The 12652-nt window shown below is 47.0% G+C and carries 14 protein-coding genes; 1 reads left to right on the forward strand and 13 read right to left on the reverse strand.

Features of this window, described 5'->3' with window-relative positions; all coding sequences use genetic code 11:
- Positions 1 to 18: 18 nt before the first annotated feature.
- The 6 genes from NQ565_RS14035 to NQ565_RS14060 all read right to left on the reverse strand — a co-directional run bounded on the left by NQ565_RS14035 (position 19) and on the right by NQ565_RS14060 (position 5262).
- Positions 19 to 570 carry a DUF4738 domain-containing protein gene (locus NQ565_RS14035; RefSeq protein ID WP_016662253.1) on the reverse strand — a complete coding sequence of 184 codons (552 nt, stop codon included), beginning with the start codon at positions 568 to 570 and terminating at the stop codon, positions 19 to 21.
- Between the two features lie 170 nt (positions 571 to 740).
- The gene (locus NQ565_RS14040; protein ID WP_005651951.1) at positions 741 to 968 is read right to left on the reverse strand and encodes a DUF4248 domain-containing protein; all 228 of its coding nucleotides are present in this window, start codon (positions 966 to 968) and stop codon (positions 741 to 743) included.
- Between the two features lie 167 nt (positions 969 to 1135).
- Positions 1136 to 1600, reverse strand: a complete 465-nt coding sequence (locus tag NQ565_RS14045; protein ID WP_005651955.1) for an HU family DNA-binding protein — start codon at positions 1598 to 1600, stop codon at positions 1136 to 1138.
- 223 nt (positions 1601 to 1823) lie between these two features.
- The gene (locus NQ565_RS14050; RefSeq protein WP_005651957.1) at positions 1824 to 2438 is read right to left on the reverse strand and encodes an HU family DNA-binding protein; all 615 of its coding nucleotides are present in this window, start codon (positions 2436 to 2438) and stop codon (positions 1824 to 1826) included.
- A 262-nt stretch (positions 2439 to 2700) separates the two neighbouring features.
- A complete protein-coding gene (locus tag NQ565_RS14055; protein ID WP_005651961.1) occupies positions 2701 to 3387 on the reverse strand; it encodes a potassium channel family protein in 687 nt (228 codons plus the stop codon).
- Positions 3388 to 3432: 45 nt separating this feature from the next.
- Positions 3433 to 5262: a TrkH family potassium uptake protein gene (locus NQ565_RS14060; protein ID WP_005651962.1), complete on the reverse strand. Its 1830-nt coding sequence runs from the start codon at positions 5260 to 5262 to the stop codon at positions 3433 to 3435.
- A 137-nt stretch (positions 5263 to 5399) separates the two neighbouring features.
- Between NQ565_RS14060 and NQ565_RS14065 the strand changes: the two genes are divergently transcribed.
- Positions 5400 to 6767: a TrpB-like pyridoxal phosphate-dependent enzyme gene (locus NQ565_RS14065; protein ID WP_005651964.1), complete on the forward strand. Its 1368-nt coding sequence runs from the start codon at positions 5400 to 5402 to the stop codon at positions 6765 to 6767.
- Here the strand turns inward: NQ565_RS14065 and NQ565_RS14070 are convergent.
- The 7 genes from NQ565_RS14070 to NQ565_RS14100 all read right to left on the reverse strand — a co-directional run bounded on the left by NQ565_RS14070 (position 6764) and on the right by NQ565_RS14100 (position 12650).
- A complete protein-coding gene (locus tag NQ565_RS14070; RefSeq protein ID WP_005651967.1) occupies positions 6764 to 8341 on the reverse strand; it encodes a chloride channel protein in 1578 nt (525 codons plus the stop codon). The two genes, NQ565_RS14065 and NQ565_RS14070, sit on opposite strands and share 4 nt — an antisense overlap.
- 231 nt (positions 8342 to 8572) lie before the next feature.
- Complete coding sequence (locus NQ565_RS14075; protein ID WP_005651969.1) at positions 8573 to 9124, reverse strand: hypothetical protein; 552 nt, start codon at positions 9122 to 9124, stop codon at positions 8573 to 8575.
- A gap of 28 nt (positions 9125 to 9152) precedes the next feature.
- Complete coding sequence (locus tag NQ565_RS14080; protein ID WP_005651973.1) at positions 9153 to 9500, reverse strand: hypothetical protein; 348 nt, start codon at positions 9498 to 9500, stop codon at positions 9153 to 9155.
- A gap of 4 nt (positions 9501 to 9504) precedes the next feature.
- The gene (locus tag NQ565_RS14085) at positions 9505 to 10044 is read right to left on the reverse strand and encodes an RNA polymerase sigma factor (protein ID WP_005651975.1); all 540 of its coding nucleotides are present in this window, start codon (positions 10042 to 10044) and stop codon (positions 9505 to 9507) included.
- A 148-nt stretch (positions 10045 to 10192) separates the two neighbouring features.
- Complete coding sequence (locus tag NQ565_RS14090) at positions 10193 to 10369, reverse strand: DUF4250 domain-containing protein (protein WP_005651977.1); 177 nt, start codon at positions 10367 to 10369, stop codon at positions 10193 to 10195.
- A 123-nt stretch (positions 10370 to 10492) separates the two neighbouring features.
- On the reverse strand, positions 10493 to 11521 hold the full coding sequence (locus tag NQ565_RS14095) for an iron ABC transporter permease (protein WP_005651979.1): 1029 nt from the start codon (positions 11519 to 11521) through the stop codon (positions 10493 to 10495).
- Positions 11514 to 12650 carry an ABC transporter substrate-binding protein gene (locus tag NQ565_RS14100; RefSeq protein WP_005651981.1) on the reverse strand — a complete coding sequence of 379 codons (1137 nt, stop codon included), beginning with the start codon at positions 12648 to 12650 and terminating at the stop codon, positions 11514 to 11516. Before NQ565_RS14100 ends, NQ565_RS14095 begins: the two co-directional genes overlap by 8 nt.
- Positions 12651 to 12652: the final 2 nt, after the last annotated feature.

Genomic DNA, 12652 nt, shown 5'->3' on the forward strand with positions numbered 1-12652 from the left:
TCTGGAATTACCCGTATATCAATTGGAAACGGCATCTTCCCCATACACCTCTTCCAGCAGTTCCTCTTTCGCCATGGAGATTTTGCCATCCGCGGAAACCGTCAGCCGGAGAGGTACATAAAGGTCGGATTGCGGATAGCAGATGCTGGCGGCATAGATAATGCCCTGAGGCGTTGTCTTATCATAGACCAGTCCTTCCAGAATGGCATATTTCAGAAAGCGGGCATCGACCAGTGAGGCGAAACTTTCCTTCGTAAACACCTTGTCCACAATCTGTTTTCCGCCACAAGTGATGCGCAGCGCAATGCTGTTGTCGATAAACCTCTCTCCCTGCTCATCCGTCACAACAGGCAGACTCTCGTCCGGGCGGCGGACAACAGACGAGCGGTACTCCCTGCCTTTGTAGGTAATGGTCACTTTCGTATCGGAAACCTGCATACGCTGTGGAGCAGATATCACTGTGCTGTCTTTCATCAAAACCTGTACATCGTCTCCGCCTTTATTCCGCGATGTGCAGGAAATAACCGACAACATCACCGCACAAGTCACTATATAAACAAGAGTCTTCATTGATTCTTTTTTTTTATTGACAAGGGCAAAGGAACAAAAAGAGCGGGAAAAATACAAATGAAAGCCATTAAAAACAGCAAGGGAGCATACCAAAAGAAAAACATCAGGTACATTCTGCCCCCTCTCATTACCGTCAAGCATATCCGTATATCCTAAGAATCTGCCTTCAATCAAGGTTCGTTCAGGTAACGGACGATTATTCCCACTTGCCTCGGCATAAATGTCCGCACCCTTGCGTGGTATCCCGTAAGCAGCAATTCCGCATACAATTCGCTGTTACGTTTAATCCAGCGCGTCAGCGTACGGATAGCACACCGTGCCGTTGTGTTGGGGCAATACAGGCATGCCAGCTCTCTTTTCGTATACGTTCTGATACGGAAGTCATTTTCATTTTCCATAGTTTTTTTGCAGATTTATCATCAAAGTTTTTTTATTAGAGATACAAAGATACAACATCCGAAAGGCGAAGTCAAGCAATCGGAGAAAAGATATGAACCTTTCCTGAAAAAAGTCCATATCCCTCTCTTTTACTTTCGCTTACCGTTCCAGGCAGACTGAAAGAATGTTATCCCAACGGATTTTCTTCTTCCCCGTTTCCGCCGGTTCCCGGAGCAGAACCGCCTCCCGAAACAGTTTCCGTTTTTTCCCAACTTGCTCTCGTCACGCTGGCACGTGTCAGCATCTCCCTGAAGTACTGTCCCGGCGTAAAAATTATTTTCCGACGATAAACCGTATCCGACTTCACATCCTCTTCCCTGTCCTGACTCTTTGCATTGATGCCCGGTCGGAAACAACCGAAATCACCCAACTGTACGGAAAACCCCTTGTTAATGTTAATGTTCAATGTGTCTATCAAGCCATCCAGAACCATCTTTACCACACCACGCGGAGCCATGCCTATCTTGGTGACTTCATCGCACAAATCGCCAAACTGTATTATACCAAGCGTTTTCAGTTGCGCTACATACTTTTCCGTTTTTGTCTGATCAAAACCGAATACTTTCTTTTTCACTTCGTAATTCAATGCCATAACTTTTTTTAATTTAAACGATTAATAAATTTGTTTTTCGGTTTTGTTTGCTCGTCAGTTTGCAAAACCTGCTTCTCTGTGATCACAATACAAAGATACAACAGGCGCAAAGCGACATGGTGCTTTAACTGTCGTTTCAGTAAGTTACAGTCATGATAAAGAGGATTAACAACAATAGATAAGCTATTGATAAACAAAGATATATATACCTATAAAAAACTTTTCACTTTTTTCCTGCATACACCACATTTCTCCCCATTCCGTATCTCACCAACACTCCGTCTCTGATAAACTGATTCAAATCGTTAACGGCCTGCTTGTAGCTACGTCCCGTCAGACGGGCATACTGGGCACGGTTAATGCAAGGATTCCGCTGCAAATATTCGTCCAGCAATTGAAAGCGGCGCTCCATAGACGAAAGGTTATCCGAGGAAAGCGGCACGGCGGGTTGCGGCCTGCGCTCAAGCCTCATCTTACCGCTTAAATCTTCATGAAATTTCTTCCCCAGACGGAAATTCAGTCCGCGCAAGGCAACTGACGCGGCACGTACCTCATCTTTCTCCATCGCACGGCGCCGGCAACTCAATGAGGGCGTAAAATAGCCCAACTCACCCAATTCTACCGTCCAACCGTTGGCCAGGCAATCGCGCAGTTCGTCCATGAACGCTGCCATCGCACCTTCAAGCACGCTGCGGCTGATACCCGTAAACAAGTGGACACGGTCTATAAACTCTTTTCTATCAATCGTTCCCTTAGCCACAAAATGGGCATAAAGGGGTTGTTGCTCACCGGTGCGGCGAATATCGGGTTTCTCCAAAAGGTCATAATAGGCACTCATACTTTTCAAGATGCTAAGTTTTCACCATTGCTACACTCAGCATCCTTTCTCACGGTGACAAAGAGAGAAAGCCGTTTCTTCAATTAAATCGTTCCGCCACGGGGTAAATTTTGTTCCACCACGGAGAAAGTTCTGTTCCACCATGGCGGAATGGAATTTACTCCATGGCGGAACAATCTGGCATTAGGAAGTAAAGATACTGCTATTTTGCCGGATAAGCAATAAAAGCTACAAAAAAAGAGAATAATAATTCCGCCTGCCGTCACAGCGCTTTCCAGAACTTCTGGAAATCCCGGTAGCGCCCGTAACATACCAATCGGTCGCCCGCCTGTATCCGGTCATCATCCGGCAGTTCGTTCACTACATCATGCTCGGTGAAAGAGATGCCCAGGCAATTCTTCAAAGTCTCGGCACGCTTCAGAGCAAGCAGTTTCAACCCGAACTCGCTGTCAAGCTTCAGTTCATTTACATTGTAGCCTATAAATTTTTCGGGCACAGTAAAATTCACAACGTAGTAATTGGAATCCACCCGGAACGTTTCGATGTCGGCACCAAACTCAAGCAGATGAACCAGTCCGCGGGCCGCATCCTCCTCAGGAGTAAGGATACGATCCAGGCCGAAAGCCTCCAGCACCGAACGGTGCACCCCGTCGATAGCCCTTGCATAGATGCGTTTCACCTTTTTCTGTTTCAACAGCGCCACCACCCGGATGGAAGCGCCGAAATTCTCGCCGATAGCGACAATAACGACATCGACACTATTCAAAGGAAGCACGGACAAAGCCTGCCCGTCGGTTGCATCAATCACAAAGGCGGTTGCCACCTTGTCCTTCAAACTATCCACACGGCCGGCACTGATGTCCGCACCTATCACCTCATGTCCCAAAGCCGAAAGCTCCTCGGCAAGCACATGACCGTAATTACCCAAACCGATAATAATATATTTCATAATCAATCAATGTTAGCATTTCACACACCTGTTTCCAAATCTCACTTAGTTAATGATAATCTGTCCGCTCGGATACTGGTACTTCGTATGTTTTTTCTGCTTGATGATGCCGAGCATCAGTGTTATAAGCCCCACACGTCCGACAAACATTAAAAGCGCCACCAGCAACTTGCTGTCGCTGCCCAGCAAGGGAGTGGCATTCAGGCTGGAGCCGACCGTACTGATGGCCGAAACACATTCAAAGGTAATAGCAAGCAGGGATAGTCCCGGCTCCAGGATACTGATGATGAAGACAGACACGAACAGCACTCCGAACGACATCACCACTGTAGCATTGGAACGTCGGATAGAGTCGTGCGACAACTCACGCCCGAACACCTCCACCCGCTCCGTGCCGCGCAATACCGCCACAAGATTCAGCACCACAACCGCAAAAGCGTTCACTTTGATACCGCCTGCGGTGGACTGCGAACCGCCGCCAATCCACATAAGAATAAGGTAGAGCAATAAAGTCTGTACCCCCAGGCCGGCTAAATCCACACTGGAAAAACCCGCCGTACGGGGACAGGCAGCATTGAAAAACGCCTGTGTCCACTTATCGGCAACCGACATCCCCGCAAAAGACGCGTTCCACTCAAAAAAAGCGATACCGGCCGTGCCCACCGCCAAGAGCAGGAAGGTAACAATCAGCACAATACGCGTATTCAGGTTATAAAGATGGTAGAAACGGCGGCCGTCCCACTCCCATGTATGCAAAAATCGCCAGAAACGGCGTATATGATAAAGGATAATGTCCTTGAAGTTCACCAATATGGGGAAACCGATACCGCCCAGAATAATCAGCAGTGAAATGTATATATAGAACGGGTTATGCCCCTTCATCAGCAACGGATTGCCCAAATTGCCCGGCAAGGTGGAAAACCCAGCATTGCAGAATGCCGATATAGAATGAAAAGCCGAAAACGCCAGCTCTTCGTGCACATCCATCCCCATTGTACCATGAATATCGCTCCAGATGGCAAACGTACCTATCCCCTCTATCACCAATGTAAAGCCAAGGATATACACCAGTGTGGACAACAGGGAATTCAAAGAATTGGAACTGACCATATCGCGCACCACCAACTGATTATACAAAGAGGTATTCCCCATGAAGAACATCGCGAAGAAACTTGTCAGCGTCATCACCCCCAGACCGCCAATCTGAATCAGCAGAATGATGATTACAAAACCCGTTGTCGTGAAAGTGGATGCCACGTCTACCGAAGTCAGTCCCGTCACACACACCGCACTGGTGGAAATAAACAGCGAATCCACCCACGAGATGCCCGCCACCGTAGAACGGGGAAGCATCAGCAACCCTGTCCCTATGAGTATGATAATGAAGAAACTGACCGCCAGGATAAGCGAAGGGTTTGTCCGTCGCCCCAGCAACCGTACCAGTCCATACGACAGATTCAGGAAAGACAGCACCAGCAGCAATACAAGATGATAGGCCTTGCCGTTCAGAAAATCCCAGACTGCCTGCACGGCGCCTTCCACTTCCGGGCGATGAAAGATAACCGGAACCAGCGTCAGATAAAGCAGAAAAGTCAATATCCAGGTCAGCATACTGAAAGTCTGCCTCGTATCTTTATACTCCAACAGAATATGTAAGGATATATCAACCAGAAAAACAATCCACACACCATGGTACAGACGCTGCAATTGGTGAGCCTCTGCCGCCGAAATGGTAAATCCGTGTTCGTATACCAGACCGACAATCAGCAGGATAGACGCCAGGTACGTCAAGGCTGTCATTACTCCCAACGCCACGCGTATATAGGGATGAATCCATTTATTCTGGTACAAAAAGAACTTATGATAGAGCTTCATAAATATATCGGTTAATGAGACATGGCAAACTTAGACAAATCTGCCCTTATAAACAAAAAACAATGGAAAAAAGAAATTGGTTTAAAAATAATAGCTACATTTGGACACAGAATCACTTTTAATTTATAATAACCACTATGAGCAACAAAACAAAAAGATTCATCCTTCCGGAAGAAGAAATTCCACATTACTGGTATAATATACAGGCCGATATGGTGAACAAGCCCATGCCGCCACTCAACCCCGCCACCAAGCAACCGCTGAAAGCGGAAGATTTGTATCCCGTTTTTGCAGAAGAGCTCTGCCGCCAGGAACTCAATCAGACCGATGCCTGGATTGAAATACCCGAACAGGTGCGCGAAATGTACAAATACTACCGAAGCACTCCGCTGGTGCGTGCCTACGGACTGGAAAAAGCGCTGGGTACACCGGCACATATCTATTTCAAAAACGAGAGTGTGAGCCCGATGGGGTCTCACAAACTGAACTCCGCCATACCGCAGGCCTACTATTGCAAGCAGGAGGGTGTGACAAACGTCACCACCGAAACCGGAGCCGGACAATGGGGAGCTTCGCTGGCTTATGCCGCCCGCCTCTTCGGGTTGGAAGCCGCCGTATACCAGGTAAAAATCAGCTATGAGCAAAAGCCTTACCGCCGCAGTATCATGCAGACCTTCGGTGCGCAGGTAACTCCTTCTCCCTCCATGTCCACCCGTGCCGGAAAAGATATTCTGACCGCTCACCCCAACCACCAGGGTTCGCTGGGCACGGCCATTTCCGAGGCCATCGAGCTGGCACGAACCACGCCCAACTGTAAGTATACGCTCGGTTCCGTATTGAGCCACGTCACTCTGCACCAGACTGTAATCGGCCTGGAAGCCGAAAAACAAATGCAAATGGCCGGCGAATATCCCGATATGGTCATTGCCTGCTTCGGAGGCGGTTCCAACTTCGGAGGCATCGCATTCCCATTTATGCGCCACACCATCCTCGAAGGCAAAAAAACACGGTTCATTGCCGCCGAACCGGCATCCTGCCCGAAACTGACACGCGGCAAATTCCAATACGACTTCGGCGATGAAGCCGGATATACCCCGCTACTGCCGATGTTTACCTTAGGACATAATTTCGCTCCCGCCAACATCCACGCCGGCGGTCTGCGCTATCACGGTGCCGGCGTCATCGTATCGCAACTGCTGAAAGACGGCTATATGGAAGCGACGGACATCAAACAACTCGAATCGTTCGAAGCCGGCTGCCTTTTCGCACAGGCAGAAGGAATCATCCCTGCACCGGAGTCCTGCCACGCCATTGCAGCCACTGTACGCGAAGCAAATAAATGCAAGGAAACGGGCGAAGAGAAAGTCATCCTGTTCAACCTGTCCGGCCATGGCCTCATCGATATGGCATCGTACGACAAGTACCTTGCCGGCGATTTGCAAAACTATGAACTGACCGACAACGATATCCGGAGAAATCTGGATGAAATAGGCAATCTGGTCTAATAGATATTTGCCATACTGACGAGCGGTTCATAGAGTTTCTCTATGTCCTGCGAATCCATTTCAATCTGCACCTGGTCTCCCGGAATCAGACTTGTTTCCGCAGGGACCAGGTTTTTTCCATCCCTATGCACATTGATGATAACACAGCGTTCGGGCAAGGAAAGCTCGCTTACTGCCTTGCCGTCGAAGTAAGAACCGGTCATGACTTCCACAGACAGCGTATACCGGTTTTCTTCACGGAAATCGGGAGAGTTAATCATATCCTCGTATAAGATTACGTTGAAAGACTTCATCTGGAGCAGCTCCGTAAAATAATACGTCAAACCGCCTACCACCACCGAGGGATAAAAGACTTCGAAGTGTCCGGTTATCTCCGTTATCAGCACAATTGCCGTAAGCGGTGTACGCTCAATGGCCACCAAAAATGCCGACATGGATATCAGCATGACATAAGTGATATTTGGGGGCTCGATAATGCCGTACTTTACAGCGACCAGTCCTACAAGCTGCCCCAACAGTCCGCCCGTCACCAAAGTGGGAATAAAGTTACCACCCGGCAAGCCTGAAGACACGGAGCACACCGAAAACCCGAAATGCAACAGCATGACGGCAAGCACCCACATTATTTCCGTACTGCCGTTCTGCGCCTGTTGCAGCAAAAACTGCTCGCCGCCACCGGTCAGGTTTACCTGCATCAACGAGATAATGTAGGCAACCAGTACCAAATAAAACATCTTGATATATACCGGAGACTTGACCTTAGAATATACCCGCTTGAACGAAATCATAAGCACAGAGTATATCTTGCCGGCAATGGAAATGATAACAGCCAACAAAAGGAAATACTTCATCCGGACAAGAAAAGTCAAAACAGGTTCCGACACCTCAATCAGATGATAAGGGTTCACGGGAAAAACCAAACCGGCAACCGCTCCTGCCACTACACCCGCCAACAACGTAGTAATGGCTGTCTTAGGAGCATCGAAACGTTCAATGGATTCGATAACAATCAATGAAGAGGCCAATGGAGCAGCAAAAGCAGCCGCAAGCCCCGCCCCAGCTCCTGCTGCCAGCAACTGCTTGCGCTCGCCCTGCAGAATATGCGTCCATCGGGACACGAGACTGCCGATATAGGAGCCTATCTGTACAGAAGGCCCCTCACGCCCCAATGACAATCCGGCAGCCACAGAAAGAATTCCACCAGCGAATTTGGAAACCAGCTCCACAAACGGGTGTTTATAGGTTATGCGTCCGTTGATTACCCCGCGCGTCTGCGGAATGCCGCCGCCACTGATAAGAGGCATCCTGCCTACCAGAAAGGACACAAACATCAGAATCCCCCAAAACAGCAAAAACAGGAGTATATGCCAGTACCAGGCAGGGCGGGATGCGAAAAAGTCGCTGCGGATATGTAGCAGGAAATAAAGCAGATAGTGATAACAGACCGCAATAAGCCCTGTCAGCAATCCCACAATCATGCTGACAAAATAAAGCCGCGCATCTACCAACTTCAACTTCCAGATATGCCAGCCGCGAACCGTTTTCCAATTCTTTATTTTCTGAAAAAAACGCATGGAGTATTCTTTGTTATCTGCATTCCCCTACAACAATTTCTCTCCTGTGAAGTTCTGAACCGGCTACCCGATTATATTTATTTTACCCTCTCAGCATTGCTGATAATAAAAAAGAATCTCCCCGTCAAGCCATACACAGAGAGGAGATTCTTCGCTACATTCAAAAGCTAAGAACGGAGCTTTTTATATTATGACACACTTATTATATTAAACCACAGTTTTTCCGGCAGCTTAAGACTTCTGTGCAGAACGTACCGGGTGTTTATGTTTTCCTTGCGCAACAGCCTGCTTTTTTCTGCGGTCAAATTCTTTTTTCAACTTGTTGGCATTGTTCTGTTCCGTCCGGTAAATCTTCATAATCTGTTTGGGAGAAAGTATTTTTCTGAATTCATCATAATACTTCTCACGCACATCCAGTATCTTACGACTTTGGGCAAAACGTCCTTTTATCTGCTGCTCCACCTCGGCATCCGTCAGCACCGGTTTAGGTTGCGACTTCATGCCTTTCTGCTCCGTTCCCTGCCCGGAGGAGAGCTGCCTGCGGTTCATCATTCTGCATTCGCGCAATTCCTTCAAATAGTTCTGATAAACCGGTACAAATCTGGCAGCTGCGGCATCATCCAACATCAGTGTGTTCACCATCTGATTGGTCTGGCGTTCCATGAACTGCTCCGGTGTGTGACGTTGCCTTTTATCTTTATTCACCTGGTTTTGAGCAGAGAGACTGAACTGACCGCCTATCATAAGGCACGTCAGAAATACGTAAATGAATTTTGCTTTCATAATTCTTCTTTTTTTTAAGACAATACTATTAATTTAAAAATATATCGCTTTCGGAGAAGCTGACGAGCTCTTCCAGCTCCTCGTCCGACATTTCACGAATCCATTTATCAGCAGGGGCCGCCGCCGTACAATTCCCGGTATCCAGCATCTGCCCTCCTCTATCACCTTCCCTGAAAAGAGACGGCATAAACAGAAAGCCGACCAATGCCGCAGCTATGGCAATACCCGCAGAAACGGTTATCCACAAACGATGCCCTGCCGGCTTGCTACCATACGTATGTTTCCGCACATTACGCTGCATTTCGTCAAAGAAACCTTCGGGCACACGATAGGGAGTTTTTTTTCCTATATCATCAAAATCAAACTCTTTTTTCATAATCTCAATTATTTAGTATGTACTCTTTAATCTTTTCCTTCGCATAATGATAATTCACCTTAAGCGTATCTGCCTTACCGTCGAGAATGTGGGCGATTTCCTCGTAATCAAGTTCATCATAGTAGCGGAGATTGAATATCAACCGTTGCTTCTCCGGCAATCTCAATATGGCTTCCTGGAACTTGACGGCCAACTCATTTTCATAGTCCACATAGTCGGAAGCCTTCAAACTGGAAATCAGGTTTTCCTGAATATCTTCGGTTGAAACGGTTTCCCGCCTTTTACGGCTATTCAACAAGCGGAGGCTTTCATTCGTTGCAATCCGGTAAATCCATGTGCTCAGTGAACTCTCGCAACGGAATTGCTCCCAATGCCTGTACACCTGAATAAAGACTTCCTGCAATACATCCTCTGCATCTTCGTGCAGCACTACCAAACGCCGTATATAATAATATATCGGTTCCTGAAAACATTCCACCAACAGTTGAAAGCCCTGTTCACGGTTGGATTTATATATTTGTCGAATCTTGTTTTCGTTTATCATCAGTTCATCCGGGTTTTACTGGTTAGAAAGGAGAAATGGGAAGAAGTTAAATGAGATGGAGCGTATTTGTCGTTTATTAACAAAAAAAGTCGGGGCTGCATCTTTACAAGACACAGCCCCGACCCATCTGTTTATAAGTTTACGGCAATTACCAGAATCTGTTTCGCTCAGGATTATACTCAAATCCCACTCTTTTCAGTGTCCGGACAATTACTTCTTTCTCAACGTTCATATCCTCACAAAGTGCATCCAGTGAAGGATAGAAATCACGCAATTTCATATTGATGAAGCTGTACAGCATCATCGGATCTTCAGGCAATTTCATAGTCACAATCTTTGTTTAAATTAAACACTAATACCGGGCGCAAAAATACAATAAAATATCATACGAAAGAGTATTATCCCTTGAAATCTGCAAGTTATCCATGCAAACGATTGAAACGACACGTCAATTAAAATGTTGCGGTCCTCTTTGGCTAACGATTACATAGATAATGACCGGCGCTCCGATAATCGGTGTAACTGCATTCAAAGGTATAATACCTGCCTCACCGGGCAGAACGCAAATCAGGTTGCAAAGCAATGCTACTGCTCCACCGCTCAAGATAGTCACAGGCAACAAGGAGTTGTGATTGGCTGTCCGCAATACCATACGGGCTATATGAGGAACGGCAAGTCCGATAAATGCAACCGGTCCGCAAAAAGCGGTGGTTATGGCGGTCAGCAAACCGGTGATGACCAAAAGCCAGTTGCGCACATATCGTATATTGATTCCCAAATTCTCCGCATAACGCTCTCCCAGCAATAATGCGTTCAAAGGTTTTATCAGTAATAAAGAGCCGAATAATCCGGCAACGGTCACCAATGCGAAAGCAGGCATTTGTTGGAGAGAGACACCGCCAAAATTACCCAATCCCCATACCATATAAGATTGCACTCCCTCTGCCGTAGCAAAGAAATTCAGCAGGGCAATGGCGGACGAAGCAATATAACCTATCATGATACCCGTTATCAGCAACATGACATTGCTTTTTAACAACGTAGAAAAGAATAGGATAAGTCCCATTATCAGCATAGCACCTACAAACGCCCCAGCCAGTACGGAAAAGAAACCGGACAAACTGAATGTTCCGGCGGATATGCTTCCACCAAAAAACAGCATCACGAACGCCACTCCCAGACTCGCCCCGGAATTAATGCCCAGAATAGACGGGCCTGCCAACGGATTCTTAAAAGCGGTCTGCAACATCAGTCCGCAGACTGCCAGTGCACCTCCGCAAAGCAATGCTGTCAAGGCTTGAGGCAGGCGGGACTCCCATACAATAAAACTCCAGCTTGCCTTCTCGCCTTCATGCCCCATGAGTATGCTGAAAACATCGGATACGGGAATCGGAACCGACCCTATCAGCAGATTAGCCATAAACAGTAATACAATTACCATTCCTAATCCGATGCCATATTTCCATCCTTTATTCATTCAATTTGCAAAAATAGCGCAAACCGCCTAAATCTCCTATTTCGGGATGTAAAATCTGTATCAAATCCGACAACAAATAGTCCGGACGGAAAGGAGTTTCTTCATAAAAAGGAACTTTTGCCGTGTTACATCCGTAAATATTCCGTGTTTTAAATGCTTTGAAGCCAGTATAACCTATATAATCGGCTTTCAAATCAGAATAGGTCATATCACGGTCTCGATTGTACTTAATAGTCCATACATCTGCATCACCAGCCTTGTCAAAAACTGTTTCAAAAGCCAAAGGAATGGAACCGCTGTGTTTATCTTCCGCAAAAGCATAACGCCCGCAGGCATCATTAAACAAACGTCCGATTGTACTGCAACCACCCGGTACATACCAGGCAGAACCGCTTTTCAGTTCACTGACAATAGACAAAGACGAAGACGAAAGTGAAGCACGTTTTCTAAGCTGGTTATAACAACTATCCACCTCGGCAAAAAGGCTGTCGGCTTTTGAGACAACACCAAAAAGCAACCCGTAGAAACGCATCCATTCGGCACGCCCCAAAGCGGAAGTCTCCATATAGTCGGCACACTCGATAATAGGAATATTCAGTTTTTCAACGCGTCCGTAACCACCGCTGTTCTCAAACGGAGAAAGCAAAATAGCATCGGGATGCAGGTCGATAATCTTTTCCATATCAGGATTCATACCGTCACCACAGTCGGTAACCGTTCCGTTACGGTATCCGTCCTGTATAACCGGGAGTTTAATGTACTTCAAGTCACACACACCGCCTATACAGCCTGCAGCTCCCAACTTATCCATGAGACTGCAATGAACCGAGGAATAAATGACCGATTTGCGAAGCGGAGTACGGACAATTGTCCCCTCGGGCAGATGCGCCGGTAAAGGTTGGGATGCCGGAACCAAAATATAGGTGTGCAATGTTTTCAGGGTATCCCAAGGGTTACGTAAAGTGGCAATAGTGTAGCCGGGATAACTTACTAACGTGAGGTTATCGGCATAACGCAGAGGGATAGTATCACCGGATATAAAAACAGAGACAGTCTTGTCCTTCCCACTACAAGCGGAAAGGAACAAGACCAGTGTCAGCATAAGAAACAATAATGTAACTTTTCTCATTT

Source organism: Bacteroides stercoris ATCC 43183 (assembly GCF_025147325.1).
GTDB lineage: Bacteria > Bacteroidota > Bacteroidia > Bacteroidales > Bacteroidaceae > Bacteroides > Bacteroides stercoris.